The sequence below is a fragment of the Streptomyces sp. NPDC060232 genome (assembly GCF_042726555.1).
GTDB lineage: Bacteria > Actinomycetota > Actinomycetes > Streptomycetales > Streptomycetaceae > Streptomyces.
This window is the reverse complement of the sequence record NZ_JBHXAG010000032.1, coordinates 46,952-62,517: the sequence shown is the minus strand read 5'-3', so window position 1 is coordinate 62,517 and position 15,566 is coordinate 46,952. Positions and strand designations below refer to the sequence as shown.

Sequence of the window (15,566 nt, the reverse complement as noted above, 5' to 3'; positions counted from 1 at the left end):
ATCCAGACGAAGGCCGTATCCGCGTACGGCGGTTACCGAACCGAGTGATCAAGTACGAGGCACCGTTCGACCTCGGACGTTAAAGATCAAGCTAGGGCCACCCGCAGCGTCCCCGAGGGGCCCTGAGCTGGGCACATGCCCCCGCTCGGGGCCTCTGCTCGTGCGCCCGGACGTCACCCAACTCGGCCCGCCGGGACGCCGGTTCACTCGTTCGTGCAGAATTCTGGCCAGATTCTCCCCGGGGCTAGACGGACCGGGTCGGGCTCCGGCATGCTCCTCCCATGCAGAACCGAAGTAAGAACCGGGCAAGAATTCACCGGAGGTCTTCGTGAAGATCACCATCGAAGGAGCCTCCCCCGAGTTCGAGCGGAAACTGCTCGAACTGCTCGCCGAGCACCGCGAGGAACTGGCGGTGACGACCGACACCGCATGGAACGTCGAGCGCGCCGTGCAGTACCTCGCGTCGCTGCCGGCCAACGCGCTCACCTTTGCGCGGCTCGTCGTGGAGGCTGACGGCGACAAAAGCGCCGAGGAGCTACGCGAGGCCTTCGACGGCAAGCTGCGCGGCCCGACCATCGCCCTCTCCCGCGCCGTCGGCCGTGGCGAGCGCCGGAAGTGGTGGCCCGCGGGGCTCGAAGCCCCGATCTACCCGCACTACGACCCCAACCACGTCAGCTGGGAGAAGGCCATCGCGTACCGGATGACCGCGGAGAACGTGGCCGTCTTCCGCGAGGCCTTCGACCGCATCTTCAACCCGAAGTAGAGGAGAAACACCCGTGTCACACCCGCAGTTACGCACCCCTGAGCGCCACCTCGTCTCCGCGAAGCGAGGCCTCGGCCTGCCGGTCATCGTCGTCATCTGCGGCTCCACCCGCTTCATGAACGAGATGGCCGAGGCGGACCTCCAGGAGACCGTCGCCGGCCGAATCGTCGTCCGCCCGGGCTGCGACATGAAGCAGCCGCACGCGCTTTGGGCCGACCCGGCGGACGCGGCGGACCTCAAATACCGCCTGGACGACCTGCACCGCGCGAAGATCCGCCTTGCCGACGAGGTCTTGATCGTCGGAGACTACATCGGGGACTCCACGCGCTCGGAGATCGACTACTCCCGGGCCCTCGGCAAGCCGATCCGGTACACGCACCCCGAGGTCGACCCGTACGGCGACGCGCTGCCGTCGGTCGACTGCCGAATCCGCGCGGTCGGCTCCAACAGTGACTTCTCCGCAGTCGGCGTCGAGCCGGTGCCTGGCCTGCGCGTCTACGAACTGCCCGAAGACCTCCGGGAGGAGCGCGACGGCGTCGCCAACCCGTGGCGGCTGGCCCACCACTCCGGCCTGGGACTCGCCGCCTTCCCCTCCCGGGAGGACGCGCTTCGAGGCGCCCGTGAGGTGGCCGACCTGGCCGACTGGACCCGCACGCCCGAGGACCTCCGCGCCGACTCGGACCTCGACCTGGACGAGTACATCGACATCGTCCTGCACCCCACGAACGGCCGGTTGGCTCCGGTCTACGGCCAGAGAGGGGGCGTCGGCCGGCTCCGGGCCGCCGCGTCCCAGCCGGTGACGCCACGACCTCGGGAACCGTCCCGTCACGCGATCCGGACGCTGGGCCAAGCCCTCCCTGCCGAGGGCTTGCCCAGCAAAAGCCGTGACCGATCGGCAGGCCGGGCGTGACCGATCCGTCTCCCGCGATCGGTCAAACAGCACGTCAGCACCGTGACCGACCCATGCAACTCCCGACCGCAGCGGTGACTGGTCATCGGTCAGCCGCGGCCTCGCCGGGAAACCCGGAGTGGGCCGTGACCGACTCCGCCTGGTCGGCCGGAGTGGGCAAGCCGGTGGTCGGGGCGGCTTGCCCAGGCTCCCCTTGGGCTTGCCCAGCGTCGGTCAGCGGCCGACCGCTTCGGGGTAGCGGGCGCGGCGCTGGTGCGGGTCGTCGACACCGATCTCGTACCAGGGCTCGCCGCGCTTCAGCCGGGGCAGGGTGTTGGCCCACACCGCGATGGTGATGCCCTGCACGGCGTCGGTGAGCGCCTGGAGGCGGTTGTCGAGGAGGTGTTCGGCCTTGCCCGCCAGGACGACGTGCAGCCGCGGGAAGGTGGTGGAGCGGGTGTATCGGTGGCGCTGCCAGAACGGGTACGTCCCGCCGATCGTGCCGCGGACCCCCTCCCAGACGCGGTGCCCGGCATACCGCTCGTAGTCCCAGACCTCCTTGGCGAGGCGGGCCTGGGACATGGTGCCGTTATCGAGTTCGAAGAGACGGACCTCGCTCGTCTTGGTCGGCACGGCGAGGACCGCGTCGGCGTTGAAGGACAGGCCGGTCTCCTTGATGGCGTGGTTGACCTCCACCTGCCAGTCGGTCAGGTACTCCCGGCGCCCACCAAGGACGGTGTCGGTGTAGGCGAGGACCGTGTCGGTCACCGCGACGGCGTGCGGGCCGAACCCGGCTCGGACGGCCTTCGCTCCAGTGCCGGCCTTCGGTCGTGCCGGTAGTTCGTTGCCGTCGGCCAGAGCCTTCTGCCCGGCCGGGGTGAGGTTCCAGATCGGGTGCTTGCCGTCCTTCCCGTTCGTCTCCGCCAGCCCCAGTTCCGCCAGTTCCACCATGGCCCTGCGCACGTACGACCGGCCGTCCGACCCCTCCCCCGTGATCACCTGGGCCATCTGCCCGCAACGCATCAGCCCGTACCTTCCCGGCCGTGGGAGTGGGCTTCTTCCCCTTCGCGTCTCAGGTGTAGGGAGAGAGGTGTCAGCGTGCCGGGCACCCCCCTGGCGGGTGGCGTGAGCTGCGGTGATGGGCACGACGTTGGAATCGTTCACGGCACTGGACGCGGCACTGGAATCCGGGCCGTCTCCAGGGCGCTCGGCACCCCTTGACCAGGTCGGGCGCGGCTCCGGCTCGGGCTGCCGGGCACTGCTGGTATGCGTCATTGTCGAGGCTCCTCACGCGGGTGGGCGTGGGACTCCGGGCAGAGTCCCGCATTCACCTGCTACAGGTGCCGGGGAAGCCGATGGTGTGACGCCTGTTATCGAGCCGTGATCATTCGGCGGGTGCGGCGCAGAGCTCGGAGACGATCGTGAACGAGGTCGTCACCATCGGCGCCGCCATGGCCGGCGGCATCGCTGCGTGCCTGGTCTTGCCGTACGCCATGCCGTTGCGGATCTTCCGATCGTCGTCGAGGTTTCTCCCCCGCCGAAATGGGCGGAATGTCGCACCTAGCGAGCCAGGTCAAGGAGAAACGCGCCGTCTTCCGAACCAGGACAAGGGGTGGGGTGTTGACCGTCGGTGCGCGGACTCTGTCCACAGGGCCGCTCCCCCAGTCTCGGGACCCGGGGCCGTCGCGATCCGTGCGGTGGACCGTATATGAGGAGCCGTCATGCCCGAGACCACCACCCTGCCGCTCGCTCCGATGGCCCCGCACGCGGCGATCAGCGCGTTCAGCTACCTCCGGGCCATCCAGGCCGTTGAGTTCGAAGCCGCCGACGAGTTCGCCGGCGCCGAGCCGCGGATGGCCGAGCTGCTCGTCGACGTCCTCGAGCGGATCGTCGTCCCCGTCACCTCCCTGGCCGGGCCCCTGGGTGATGAGCCGTGCGACGCCGGCTTCGCCCTGGAAGCGGTCGGGCGCGTCCTGGTGAAGTCCCTGCGTATCTGGGAGCAGGCCGGCCCCGGGGCGGCGGAGGGCATCGCCCACGCCGTCATCGAGTTCGTGTTCCACGTCCTCACCGAAGACCACGAGGACGTCGCCGATGTCCTGCGTCAGCTGGAGGCGGTCGGAGTGGGCCAGGCCCTCGCCGCCCACCCCGCACCGGCAGGAGCCCACCCGGTGCGCCTCTCCATCGTGTAGTCCGCACCGGGGACGGCGGTGGTGCGCACCGCGCCCATCGGGTGGACTCCACCGAGCGGTACACCGCACCGCACCGCACCGATGCGCACCACCATGTGCACCGCACCAGGTGCGCGGCCGCGTTGGCGGGCCCTATCACACACCCCCTTGACCAGGCCCTGATCGGCGGCCGCGACCTGCTGTGTCAAGGAGAAACGTGCCGGTGGCGAAGCTGGTCAAGGGGTAGAGCCGAACCTGGTCAAGGGGGGGGTGGGGCGCGTGGGCCCGTGCCGTACGGGTGCGGCACACCGGGTGCCGGCGAGAGTGCCGCGCATCGTCGGATGGTGCGCACGCCGTGCGGTGCGAGACATCGTGGTGCGCGCGAGGGTGGAGCCCACCGTCAGCTGGTGCGCACCGCAGTGGACTCCACCCGATGGAGTCCACTGAGTGGAGTGGCGCCCACTGGGTGGAGGCCACTCGATGGGCTCCACCCGGTGTCGGCATCGGGCGGTCCACTCGGTGGACGATGCCCAGCGTCGTCACCACAGCCAGGCGTTTGAGTGCCGCATCCGGGACAGGGCGCGGGCATCGCGGCGCGCGGCGGCACTGCCGATGCGGTTTTGCCGGGGCCGGGGCCGGCACGACTGTCCGCCGTAGACCCGGCGTATCCCGGCCGCCTTGAGCCGCTTGCGCTGCTTGGCCAGCTCCTGCTTCTTCTCCCGGTCGGTCTTCGGCTTCCGGGGCCGCTTCCAGATCGGCTCCCAGGCCGGCGGCGGCCCGTACGCGTCGGCGCGCGCCTGGGCGGCATCCCTGATCCGGGCGGCGATCCCGGTCCGCGACCGGAAGGCCGCCGCCTCATCGCGGAACTACCGGTTCTCCGCGAACGTGCAGGGCATCGTCGACGCCGACACCCGCCTGGTCATCGCCTCGGCCCGGCCCGCGCCGGGCGACAAGGACCGGCGTACACGTCTGGCGGGAGTCGGACCTGCCGGCCGCAGCGGCCGGGACGACGGCTTTCGCGGACGGTGCCTACCTGGGCACCGGACTGATCGTCTCGCACCGCAGAAGGGCCGGACGTCCCCTGCTGCGCGGGCAGGAGGAGGACAACGCCGAGCACCGCCGGGTCCGTGCCCGCGTCGAGCACACCTTCGCCCGCACAAGGACTGGAAGATCGTCCGCGACTGCCAGTAGAGAGGCGACGACGGCCTCCACCACGCCGTCCAAGCCATCGCCACCATGCACAACTTCACCCTCACTGGGTGAAACGGCAGGCCGAGTACCACTCCAACCTGACCGTGTCGGACCTTCGGCAACACCCTTTAGCCATGCTTAGATACTTCCTCACGTGCAACGACCCGTTCGGTGCCCGGTTGGAGGCGAAGGACCGCGCGGGGCGTTTCACCGCCGGGGTCAACGCATCCTTCGGGGCCAGTAAACAGCACGTAGTTGACGCCGCCGTTGTGGGCGGAGCGGAAAGCGATGCCGTCCACGCTGAGCGGTGAGAGGCACCGGAAGTACTCGGTCAGCACCTGGGTGGGGACGTACGCGACGTGCTCGTGCCCGTCCCGAGCGACCGGGCGGCTGAGGTCTTCCGAGAAGGACCGCATGAATTCGACGGAACCGATCAGGGACCTTCGGTCAGGGTCGAACACACTGGGCTCGGCGGGTACGGTCGCCAAGTCGACCACGGGGACCGGGCGGACCAGCTCGAATGCCGCGACGGCGGCGTAGGGCCGGGGATCGTGGGCCGTTATCTCCGCGAGGACGGTGGCCACGTTCTCGGATCCGTAGAACATCGAGACGCCCACGGGGCTCATCCGGTTGGCAGTGGCCCGCGCGAGGGGGGTCGAGCCGATGTCGGCTGCGGCGTAACCCGGTGGGGTCGGGTCCCGACGCATCCGGCCGCGCCACACCTGCTGCCCGGCGGGTAGCGTGCGGACGAGGCCCAACCGGTTGACGACCACAGACACCTCGTCCAGCATGGCTACGGGCGAGGGTGCACCGTGCCGGCCGGGACCGGCGAGCAGGGTGAACCGTCTGTGGTGACCGACCTGCTGGCGGAAGAGATTCCACGGAGTGTGGACCGCGCCGGGAGGGTGGTGGCGTGGTGCCTCCCTCAGCTGCCACGAGGCGGGCTCTGTCCACTGGAGCAGGGCGCGTGTCACGCGGGGCTCGACGACTCCCTGGCAGATGTCTTCGACGGCACGCGCGGTGCCTATGCCCCGCTCAGGCGTACTCGTGCGCTCGTACTTCTCCCGGACGGCGCCCAGAACGCGGTGCATGAGGTGGTGGAGGTCGACGGCCACCGGTTCGCCACAAAGCGAACGCGTGGTGCAGAACGAGCAGCGGGAGGCGGTCATGATTGCGCCGAGGTGGCGGCGCAGATGTTCATCGCCGATGTGGTCCATGCAGACCGCATCCGACGGCAGCAGGTCCTCCGACGACGTCACCCGTCCTCCCTAGGTGGTCCGGCCGTTAGCTCGCTGTTTGACGTGAAGCCGCTCGTGGAGAAGGTCGAAGATCGTCTTTCGACGGGTGGTGAAGTGGATGCTCCAGGTGGGGTCTTCGGCCAGCTCGCTCATCAGAGGCTCCCAGATCAATTCAAAGCTTTCCGAGACGCTCATCCCGCCTCGCCCCGCCCCGAAGAGCGGGAAGCAGATGGAGGAGAGAGCGAGGCCCTCCTCACGTTCTTGGCGGGCCAGGTCGAAGGTGTTGTGGACAGCCCTGGGTATGGACTGGGGGTCGACTGCGTAGTTGTTCGTGCCCGACACAGGGGCGGCGATGGCCGCATGGTAGATGCGCTGTACGTTTCGCCTCGAGAGCGCGCCTGCGGGAGTCGGAGCGACGGTGCCGCCAGGCACGGGAAGGCCGTAGCTGCCGTGGGTGCGGAGCCAGGTCGCGAGATGATCGCCAGCCACGTCTTCCAGGATCTGGCCCCCGCCGCTCTTTTCCGCAGCAGCCCGACGGAGACTGCCGGAAGTCGATGGCTTGAAGAACTGTGACATCTGGAGATAGGTGTTCTCCGAAGACACGACGATGTCCACGTTCCTAAGTTGCTCCACCGGCCCGCCATGGAGGTAGAACGGGATCGGGTGCCCACCGATTCCACCAGTCGGCACATCGATCGGGCCAGCCACCTCCAGCTCCGTGAGGACGTCAGCGGCAAAGTGGGTTGGCTTGCGACGGTGTGGAATGTCGGCCTCGGGCTGTGGCTCGGCTGGGAACGGCTCAGCCAGCGCCCGGGCGAGTTCCTTGCGCACCGCGTGGACGATCCGGCTGTCCGGACCGCTCGGCTTGATGACCGAGAAGTGATCGCCAGGCAGCACCCCCGTCTCGGGGAAGAATCCCGCGGCGGAGGAGGGGACCACCACGTTGTCGCTCTCGCCCGCGTAGGCCACGATCGGAATCGGACAGCTGTCGTGCGCGAGTTCCGGGGCCCGAACGATTCCGTCGATCACCCTGCGTTGGGTTTCGAGCACCGAGGTCTGAAGTGGCTTAAGCTCTCGCTCCTGGCTGTTCCTGGTCATCGGGATCAGTCCCCTGCGAGCCAACAGGAACAGGTCGGACCCGTTGTTCGGGCAGGCGAACATCACCAGTCGCCGGATCTTGGCGAGTTCCCTCCCCCGGCCCGCCAGCAACATGCGGGACAAGTACCGCTGAGCGACTAACCCGCCCTGACTGTGCGTGACGAGGGCGACCCTCTCGTACCCGGCTGTGAGGTCCCCGATGAATCCGCGCAGGCTTTCCGCGATCGTGTCGAGATCCGGCATCCGCCGCAGGGGGTTCCACGTCACGGGTCGTGTCGCGTACTCGAAGAACAGAAAGTCGTACTCGTCGGACACCGCAGCAATCTCCGACATCTCCTGCTGGAGGGGCGTCCATGTGGTCGGCGACGAGAAGAGACCGTGTACGAAGACGACGGCGGCCTGACGCAAGTCTCCTCCTTGAACCGAGGCGCGGTGCAACAACATGCGCACGCATCGTACGGAGATCTTCGGCCCTCTCGCAGGGAGTTCGCGATGCCGGAGGCGCTCAACAACCTCCAGTTGGCCACCCGCTGCCGAGGACCCGCAGGGGGCAGACCTGCTGCACCCCCCACGGTCAAGTAGGGCGGAGTGCAGCTGGTCGAATGGTGCGCACGCACCCGATGCGGTGCGGAACATTGCCGTGCGCACGAGAGTGGACCCACCGTCAGCGGGTGCGCACCGGAGTGGAGCCCACCGGGTGGAGCCCACTCGATGCACAGCATCCGATGCCGGGCATCGTGCACTGGATGCAGAACATTGTGCGGTTCACTCGGTGGACGATGCCCGGCATCGTCACCACAGCCAGGCGTGCGAGTGCCGCATCCGGGACAGGGCGCGGGCGTCGCGGCGGGCAGCGGCGCTGCCGACGCGGTTCTGCCGGGGCCGGGGCCGAGGCGACTCAGAAGAAGGTGGTCAGCTCGACGCGCTTGTCCTCGGGGTTGAATTTCAGGCCGACGGTGAAGGTCTTGTAGTCGCCGCCTCCCGTGTCGACCTCGACGATGGAGGTGTACAGGAGCGCGCCGTACTCGTTGAGGCGCAGATTATAGATGTGGCCCTGCGCAACCAGCCCGCTGACGACGGCCTCCAGCCCGGGGCGATCGAGGTGATCCAGGCCGGCCCGTTGGAGGGAGACGAGGTGCTTGCCAGCATCGTGGAGGTATTCGTACCGGTTGGCGGTCATCCAGATCGCCGGGCTTTCCACCAGATACGCGTCGGGTGAGAGCGTCGTCAGCGCGGCGTACGCGTCTTCCGCGTTCCTGCCGGTGAGGTGGCTGTTGATGCGGTAGCCGAGGAACGGCAGGAACAGATACTCGCGGATCGCGGTCGGTGTGAAGCCGTTCTCCTTGTAGGGCAGGCCGGCCCCGTTGGGCGTGCCGTCGAAGCTCCGGCCATCGTGGAGGACTCCGTCGAGGATCTGGTCGCCTACACGCAGGCCCGAGTTCATCAGCGACATGCCCAGATACTGCTTCAGCGTGTTACGGCCGGAGCAATCCGCGTAGCCGATGTAGGCGGGGTGCTCCTCGACTGCCTGCCTCAGCTCACGGTCCTGCGTCGGGGAGAGGTTGTTGATGTAGACGCAGTACGTCAGCTGCGGGTGGACGTACCTGTGGGGCCGGTGGTAGATGACGCTCTCCTGGAGCGCTTCAGACCGGCCCCGTTGCCGACGGCCCGCCGGCCGCCCACCAGGGGCCGACGAAGGCTTAGCGCACGATCTGACACCGATGTTCCTCAGCCCCCTGGTCACGGCTGCCCGTCCCGGGTGGGCAGCCCCGTCAGGCGGCCGTCCACGACACCGGCTCCCTCGCGCCGGGCCCGCTCCGACAGCCCGCCCAGTTCCCTGGGCGTGAGGCCCGCCAGGGCACGGACATCGCGGTTGAGATGCGCCTGATCGTAGTAGCCGCAGGCCGCGGAGAGTTCGCCCAGCGAGCGAAAGGAGCCCGGCGGCATGGTCAGGACGCGCTGGAAGCGCAGCACCCGGATCGCGGACTGCGGCGGCAGCCCGATCTGCTCCCGGAACAACGCCTGCAGACGCCTGCGTCCGCGGCCGGTCGCCGCGACCAGGTCCCGCAGGTGCATCCCACCGTGACGTACGCGCAGCCTGTGCCACGCCTCCGCGACCACCGGCGACGGTGACGGACCGGCCGTCAGCCGCCGGCACAGTGCCTCGTCCAGGATCGTCCAGCGGGTGCCCCAGTCCGGGGCGAGGGCCAGACGCTCCGTCAGCACCGACGTCCACCGGACGCCCAGCACGTCTTCGGCCGCGACCTGTGTTTCGGACAGCCCGGCGAGCGGCACACCGAGACACGCGTAGGCGCCCAGCGGTGTGAAATCCACCTCGATCGCATGTCCGGTCCCCGGGTAGGCGCCCAGGACGGCCGAGGTCCGCAGCCCCACCAGGACCGAGTGCCATACACCGTTCCCCGGCGCCCCGTTGGTCCCTGCCGCACGCAGGTGCACCGGCTCGCCCCAGCCGAGTATCAGGGTCACGGTGGCGGCCGGCACGTTGAGCCGGGCGGGCCCGCCCCCTGGGGTCCGGTACCCCCGGTACTTCACCACCCGGCCGCGCAAACAGGCCGGAGCAGGCCGCTCGACACTTCCCACCTCATCGGCCCCCGTCACCCGCGTCCCCCCTGCCCAGGCAGCGCACAACCCGAACCGACGAGCCCGGCAACGAGGTGCGCGTTCGTACAAGACGGGCGGCCGGACCCCACGGCAGTCTGGAGCGACGACGCGCCGCCGGTGAAGGCGAGGACAGGCCAAGAGACGGGCAAGGCCGTGACCCGCCGATGGCCGGAGCGCGTGCCATGGACGAGGACGAGGACGAGGGGAAAAAAGCATGACCACTCCGATACTCCGCACGCACCGCAAGACCGCCCTGGCCGCGGCCGGCGCGCTCCTGCTGAGCGGGCTCGCCGCCGCCCCCGCAGCAGCAGCGTCGGGGCCGGCCGGCACGACGTCCGGGTGCGCCACGCTCGCGAGTCAGGGCTACGGCTGGGCCCACATCAAGAACTCCTGCGGCTGGCGCATCACGGCGACCGTGTCCGTCGACTGGGCGTGGGACCCGACCTGCATCCCGATCAACGCGGGCCGTACGGCGACGATCCACTGGGACGGCGCGAACGGCCGCGCCGACTACGCCTACGAGTGCTGAGGCGCGGCTCCTGCTCCTCACTGCGCTGACCGCCGTGCGTCCGGTCGCGGACCGGACGCACGGCGGCTCCCGGTACAGGCCGGGAGCCGGTGTCTGAGGAACATCGGTGTCAGATCGTGCGCTAAGACCGTGTCCTATGTGGTGAGGCGGACGAGCCGCTTGTAGCAGCAGAGGGCAGCAGCGAGGCCGAGAAAGGCCAGGTAGTTGCGGGGGTGGCGCTCGTAGCGGTGGTTGAGCCGGCGGTAGCCGGTGAGCCAGGACATGGTCCGTTCGATCACCCATCGGCGGCGCCCGAGTCGTTCGCTGGACTCAATGCCTTTGCGTGCGATGCGGACGCCCATCCGCTTGCCCCGTAGCCATTTCCGCAGTTCAGGTATGTCGTAGGCCTTGTCGGCGTGTAGGCGCTGGGGTTTGAAGTGGCGGCCGCGGTAGGGGTCGTGTCTCGTTTGGTGACCGAGCACCATGGGCTTCAGCGCCTGGCTGTCGTGGGTGTTGGCGGCCGAAACGCCGACAACGAGGGGCAGTCCGTTCGCGTCCGACAGGACGTGCATCTTGGAGCCCGGCTTGCCTCGGTCCACGGGGCTCGGACCTGTGAGTTCGCCCCTTTTTTAGCCCTTACGTGGGCGGAGTCGAGGACCGCACGGGAGAGGTCAAGGAGGCTGGCGTCGTCGAGCCGGTACAGGATCTCCTCGTGCAGCTGGCCCCAGACTCCGGCCCTCGACCAGATCAGGAACCGACGGTGGGCGGTCGACTTCGATATCCCGAAGCAGGGCGGCAACGACCGCCAGGCGCAGCCGCTGACCAGCACGTAGATGATCGCGGCGAACAGCGTCTCATCAGGCGTGTCCTGCGTTCCGCCACCCTGTGGCCGCACCTTCGACGGTGGGATCAGCGGCTCCGCGATCTCCCACAAACCGTCCGGAACAATCCAACTCCACGTACCCCGCCCCATGAACGGCCCAACGACCGCCTCACCACATAGGACACCGTCTAAGTTCTGGAATCCGTCCCGCTCGGACCAGCAGATCCATGTGCCACAGGTGGTTGTCGTGCATGTCCGGATCGTCGGAGAAGCACTCGGCGTGGGCGCTTGCCAGCGCGATCGCCACGTCCCAATCCTGAAGCTGCTCCGCCGCCCGAGCTCGCTCCAACCAGTCCACAGGGCGAGTATCGCCTGTCGCCCCACCGGACAGCGCCTTCGAAGTACCCGCTGAGAGCCCTTCAAGGCAAGTCACGGCCAAAAGCCCTCAAACCGGCCTCTTGGAGCGATATTTTCGGATCTTGGTTCAGTCCGGTCACGGTGCGTGTCAGGCGGCTCGGTCCTCTTCCCGCACCACTACGGCAGCTTCTCTCTTGACGACCGGGATTCACCGCGTGGGGCTCTGCCCGTACGGTCCGAAGGGCCTGGTCTCCCCAGGGTGGCGGGCAGCAAGGAGGAGCGCGGCCCCTTCATCCAGTGCGCCCCGGCCGCCGAGGAAAGCGGCCAGGGCGCGTGGGCCGACGCCACGCTCAGTTGCTCGTGGCCGCCAACTTCGCAGCGAAACCGAGAAAGAGCGCTCCCGCCCCCGTCGTAAGGCCCGCTGACAGCTTCCGGCGGCGGCGGAACTGTGCGGCGAGGTACGTACCGGCGAGGATCAACGCGGTCACGTACGTGAGGCTGATGACCTGGTAGACGAATGCGAGCAGGGCGAAGGACAGCCCTGGGTACGCGTACTCGGGGTCGACGAACTGCACGAAGAACGAGATGAAGAACAAGATGGCCTTCGGGTTCAGGACGGTGATCACCAACGAGCGTCGGAACAACCGCCCGCCCGTCGACGGGTCCAAGGCGGGCTCCGTGCCCTCCGCATCCTCCGCGGTCTTCTCGCTGCGTCGCCGCCACATCGCCCACGCCGCCCGGATCATGCCCACCGCGATCCAGGTCAGGTAGCCGGCGCCGGCGTACTTCACGATGGCGAACAGCAGTTCGTTGGTCTGCAGCAGCGAAGCGAGCCCGGCCGCCGTCGCCACCATGAGCAGGGTCTCGCCCAGGAACATCCCTGCCGCGGCGCGATAGCCGGCCCTGACTCCGATCCGTGCGGCGACCGACAGTGTGAACAAGGAGCTCGGCCCGGGCAGCAGAATGATCAACAGAGCGCCCAGGGCATAGGTCAGCAGGTTCTCCACTCCCAGCATTCCAGCACTTTCCTCTCCGCCCACCGGGCCCCAGCGGTCGGCCGGCCCCAGAGGGATCAGGGCTACCAGCGCGGCCAGGTAGCTGTCGATCTCGGCGCTGCCTTTTAGGAGTCCGGCCGCTCATGGCCAACCAGCAGAGCCCATGCCGGACTGTTCGGCAACGTAATAAACCGGTAGAGCTCAACCAAGGAGAGCTCCACCTCGCCCAGCATCTGCCGGATCCCGGCGATGGTGCGGTCCAGCGTCTCCGGCCGCTCTCCCGGAGCGCTGGCGGCGCATGGGTGCACGGCCAGCGCGGCGCGCCACAGGGACTTCGGCAGGTGCGGCGCAAGTCGCATCCACTCGTCATGGGTCAGATCTCCCCGCCCCACGACCAGGACAACGATCCATCGTCAGACAGTCACAAGATCCGCCGGAGGGACCCTAGCGGGGCATCCGGGTACGGGTGGTCATACGCCCGCTCAGGGGCACCATTGCGAGGGCTACGGTCGCGAGGACTCCGTAAGCCGGAGGGACCTTGTCCTGCGCAACGGCCAGTACCCGCATCACGTAAGCGCCCGTCCCTTGGCCACCTGCATCGGAGGACGCCGGGAAGGCGAGTGCCAGGTCGGTGGGGCGGATCACGTAGGACAGGCCAAGCCCGAAGCTGAGCGGTACGAGGGCGCAGCAGATCACGCCGACCACGGGGAGTCCCTGGAGCCTGCCGCCCGCTCCGACGGGTGCCCAGGCACGCGCCGTGTACGCGAGCCATCGGATGAAGACGTAGCTGCCGAGAAACAGAAGAACGAGCCAGGTGACCCACGCGCCCGCAAGCGCCGACGGTCCCGTCTGGGGCATCCCGAGGCTGGTCGGCCTGAGGACCGTCCCGGTCACGAAGCCGAGCCCGGTGGCGACCGCTGCGCGATGGGCATTGCTGACGGCCCGGCCGAAAAGGAACTCGGCCAGCTCCGCGCGCCAGAGTGCGTACGCGGCCCCGACGGCCAGCGGCAGGGCGGCGGGCAGCGCGGCCAGCGGGTGACTCGCGGGGAGGCCCAGGAGTCCGCTGGTGAAGGCGGTGACCGGGCCCTGCGCGACGGCGCAGACCAGGCCCAGGGCGAATCCCTCCCAAGGGACGAAGGAGAAGAGCCGAGCAGGATCACTCAAGGCATCCAGGCGCCGGGCTGCCAACGGGTGCGGGCGCAGGAGCTCCACAGGAGGATCCGCGGCTTGGGCGTCGATCGCGCGTTGCGTGGAGAGTACAGCTGCGAGTCCGGTCCCCCGGGTCTCCCAGGCGGCGGCGCGGGCATCCGCGTGGAACTCGCGGCTGCGCAACACCGCGTTGCGGATCAGCGGCACGGCCAGTGCGAAGAGGAGTGTTCCCGCGGCGGTGCCCAGGTAGAAGGAGGCCGGCCCGGCTGACGGGTCGAAGAGGGCAAGCGGATAGGCGATGGTGACGGGGATCGCCACCAAGCGGCTGAACATCCAGGAGGCGATCAGTGTGAGGTAGGCGATGTCGACGTCGCGATTCCGCAGGTGCGCCAGCTCGTGGAGGACGATCGCACGGAAGGCTTCGGGATCGGAGTGGCGCAGCGTGATCAGACCCCGGCTGAGCATGACGTACCGCTTGCCCACCCTGCCGAAGCAAAGGGCGTTCACTCTGCCGTCGAGGAGATCCACCAGCGGGTTCACCCGCTGGTCGACGCCGACCGATCGCATCAGCCGGGCGAGCTCTTCGGGTAAGCCCGGAAACGAACCGTTGTCGAGTGGGCCGTAGCCCCTGCGGCGTATGCGTCGTCCGGGGAGGATCCAGTAGAGGAAGGCCACCAGGGTCCAGAAGAGCCCTAGGACGCCGAGCTGGATCCACAGCAGGGCGCTGTCCGACAGGCCCCCGCACTGGGCGAGGAGGCGTGCGGCCTCGGCGTCACCTGTGGCTGCCCCGCCGGCGTACTGCTCGATGCACACGCGCGCGGCCTCCACTCCGACCGCGCGGTCTCCCAAGAACGGCCGGACCCAGAAGAGGCCGACCGAGAAGACCGTTCCGGAGATGGCGATGATGAGGAGAGCGAACCGGAAAGTCGTGCCGGAGGGAAGGGAGAACGGAGAGGGGGCAGCGGGCGTCGGCCGTGCGCCGGCCGCCGCGGAACTCACTCTCCCGTACCGGGATCCGCGGACCCTGCCGGTAGGGCGCCGTTCCCGCCGCCTCGTTCCTCGTCGCCGTCCTGGGCGCTGAGCGCCAGGCCACCGACGAGGGCGTCCGCGAGCAACTCCGCGCGATCCGCGGAAAGTCCCAGTTCCATGCCCCGTTTCCGGGCCAGCTCGCGCAGCTCGCCCAAGCGAGTGACGGAGACCGGTTCCGGGTTCGGAGCGGACGGGGCCGCCTCCCGCCTCCGTCCTAACCGGAATACGCTCCTGGTCCGGTCCGCCGTCTGTACGGCAATGTGCTGGAGGACGGAGGTGGCCACCGCCAACGCCACACCTGACAGCACTCCCACCACGGACTCCAACCCCATACCGGCAGGGTCCTGAAGCGTCACCGCACGGCGGGGAACCGGCCGGGCGAAGAACGCCTGGGCCGTCTGGTCGAAAAGCTCCAGCTCGTCCGGCGCGATGTCGGCCACCGCCGAACGGGCAAGCCGAGCGGTCCGCTCACGATCGTGGTGATGGCGCAACACGGACACCTCTGCTCCAGGAGGACGCCGTCCGTGCCGGCCGCCCTGGGAGCTCCATCTGGCGCCATGACACTGCGAGTTGTCAATGTCCGGGATGGCCGGGCAGAAGCACGAGGGGGCGTGATCCGCGAGGTGGCGGTCCCGATCCGGCGAGTCTGCGGTTGCCGCCGGGCGGACCCCGGAGGGCGGCTTCCTGCAGCGTTCCGGCCATACCTACATCGTGCCTACCGTGACATCGCCCTCGT

13 protein-coding genes and 2 pseudogenes are annotated in these 15,566 nt (G+C 68.8%); 5 read left to right on the top strand and 10 right to left on the bottom strand.

All coding sequences use genetic code 11. The annotated features are described in order from the left end of the window. Positions 1-328: 328 nt before the first annotated feature. Both ACFWFZ_RS31475 and ACFWFZ_RS31470 read left to right on the top strand, forming a co-directional pair. Positions 329-763, top strand: coding sequence for a hypothetical protein (locus ACFWFZ_RS31475; RefSeq protein WP_387126883.1), 435 nt, complete (start codon positions 329-331; stop codon positions 761-763). 13 nt (positions 764-776) lie between these two features. After that, a pseudogene (locus ACFWFZ_RS31470) lies at positions 777-1,157 on the top strand (hypothetical protein); the annotation flags it as partial. A gap of 729 nt (positions 1,158-1,886) precedes the next feature. Here the strand turns inward: ACFWFZ_RS31470 and ACFWFZ_RS31465 are convergent. Beyond that, the gene (locus ACFWFZ_RS31465) at positions 1,887-2,675 is read right to left on the bottom strand and encodes a replication-relaxation family protein (protein ID WP_387126880.1); all 789 of its coding nucleotides are present in this window, start codon (positions 2,673-2,675) and stop codon (positions 1,887-1,889) included. Positions 2,676-3,373: 698 nt separating this feature from the next. On the opposite strand from ACFWFZ_RS31465, the gene ACFWFZ_RS31460 reads away from it, so the two are divergent. Further along, positions 3,374-3,841: a hypothetical protein gene (locus ACFWFZ_RS31460; RefSeq protein WP_387126878.1), complete on the top strand. Its 468-nt coding sequence runs from the start codon at positions 3,374-3,376 to the stop codon at positions 3,839-3,841. Positions 3,842-4,645: 804 nt separating this feature from the next. Continuing rightward, positions 4,646-5,083: pseudogene (locus tag ACFWFZ_RS31455) on the top strand (transposase family protein); the annotation flags it as partial. A gap of 56 nt (positions 5,084-5,139) precedes the next feature. On the opposite strand, the gene ACFWFZ_RS31450 reads toward ACFWFZ_RS31455, so the two are convergent. The 4 genes from ACFWFZ_RS31450 to ACFWFZ_RS31435 form a co-directional block, all read right to left on the bottom strand. Continuing rightward, on the bottom strand, positions 5,140-6,270 hold the full coding sequence (locus ACFWFZ_RS31450; RefSeq protein WP_387126876.1) for an RES family NAD+ phosphorylase: 1,131 nt from the start codon (positions 6,268-6,270) through the stop codon (positions 5,140-5,142). Between the two features lie 9 nt (positions 6,271-6,279). Then, complete coding sequence (locus ACFWFZ_RS31445; protein ID WP_387126874.1) at positions 6,280-7,755, bottom strand: alpha/beta fold hydrolase; 1,476 nt, start codon at positions 7,753-7,755, stop codon at positions 6,280-6,282. A 490-nt stretch (positions 7,756-8,245) separates the two neighbouring features. Continuing rightward, positions 8,246-8,800: a hypothetical protein gene (locus tag ACFWFZ_RS31440; protein WP_387126872.1), complete on the bottom strand. Its 555-nt coding sequence runs from the start codon at positions 8,798-8,800 to the stop codon at positions 8,246-8,248. 287 nt (positions 8,801-9,087) lie between these two features. Further along, positions 9,088-9,834 carry a helix-turn-helix domain-containing protein gene (locus tag ACFWFZ_RS31435; protein WP_387126870.1) on the bottom strand — a complete coding sequence of 249 codons (747 nt, stop codon included), beginning with the start codon at positions 9,832-9,834 and terminating at the stop codon, positions 9,088-9,090. 349 nt (positions 9,835-10,183) lie between these two features. On the opposite strand from ACFWFZ_RS31435, the gene ACFWFZ_RS31430 reads away from it, so the two are divergent. Further along, positions 10,184-10,498, top strand: coding sequence for a hypothetical protein (locus ACFWFZ_RS31430; RefSeq protein ID WP_387126868.1), 315 nt, complete (start codon positions 10,184-10,186; stop codon positions 10,496-10,498). Between the two features lie 134 nt (positions 10,499-10,632). On the opposite strand, the gene ACFWFZ_RS31425 is transcribed toward ACFWFZ_RS31430, so the two are convergent. The 5 genes from ACFWFZ_RS31425 to ACFWFZ_RS31405 all read right to left on the bottom strand — a co-directional run bounded on the left by ACFWFZ_RS31425 (position 10,633) and on the right by ACFWFZ_RS31405 (position 15,330). Continuing rightward, positions 10,633-11,450, bottom strand: a protein-coding gene (locus ACFWFZ_RS31425; protein ID WP_387126866.1) for an IS5 family transposase whose coding sequence is annotated in 2 segments (ribosomal slippage) — positions 10,633-11,102 and positions 11,102-11,450 — 819 coding nt in all. Because the reading frame shifts where the segments join, the coding sequence is not laid out codon by codon here. A 557-nt stretch (positions 11,451-12,007) separates the two neighbouring features. Then, positions 12,008-12,673: a leucine efflux protein LeuE gene (gene leuE / locus ACFWFZ_RS31420; RefSeq protein ID WP_387126864.1), complete on the bottom strand. Its 666-nt coding sequence runs from the start codon at positions 12,671-12,673 to the stop codon at positions 12,008-12,010. A 104-nt stretch (positions 12,674-12,777) separates the two neighbouring features. After that, positions 12,778-13,011: a hypothetical protein gene (locus tag ACFWFZ_RS31415; RefSeq protein WP_387126862.1), complete on the bottom strand. Its 234-nt coding sequence runs from the start codon at positions 13,009-13,011 to the stop codon at positions 12,778-12,780. Positions 13,012-13,096: 85 nt separating this feature from the next. Next, entirely contained in the window at positions 13,097-14,614 is a 1,518-nt protein-coding gene (locus tag ACFWFZ_RS31410) for a M48 family metalloprotease (protein WP_387126860.1), read from the bottom strand. Positions 14,615-14,796: 182 nt separating this feature from the next. Then, the gene (locus tag ACFWFZ_RS31405) at positions 14,797-15,330 is read right to left on the bottom strand and encodes a hypothetical protein (RefSeq protein ID WP_387126858.1); all 534 of its coding nucleotides are present in this window, start codon (positions 15,328-15,330) and stop codon (positions 14,797-14,799) included. Positions 15,331-15,566: the final 236 nt, after the last annotated feature.

Coding starts and splice junctions, on each gene's coding strand:
- ACFWFZ_RS31415 (WP_387126862.1), bottom strand. CDS start 13,011: ATGCGACTTGCGCCGCACCTGCCGAAGTCCCTGTGGCGCGCCGCGCTG.
- ACFWFZ_RS31465 (WP_387126880.1), bottom strand. CDS start 2,675: ATGCGTTGCGGGCAGATGGCCCAGGTGATCACGGGGGAGGGGTCGGAC.
- ACFWFZ_RS31440 (WP_387126872.1), bottom strand. CDS start 8,800: ATGTCGCTGATGAACTCGGGCCTGCGTGTAGGCGACCAGATCCTCGAC.
- ACFWFZ_RS31430 (WP_387126868.1), top strand. CDS start 10,184: ATGACCACTCCGATACTCCGCACGCACCGCAAGACCGCCCTGGCCGCG.
- leuE (WP_387126864.1), bottom strand. CDS start 12,673: ATGCTGGGAGTGGAGAACCTGCTGACCTATGCCCTGGGCGCTCTGTTG.
- ACFWFZ_RS31460 (WP_387126878.1), top strand. CDS start 3,374: ATGCCCGAGACCACCACCCTGCCGCTCGCTCCGATGGCCCCGCACGCG.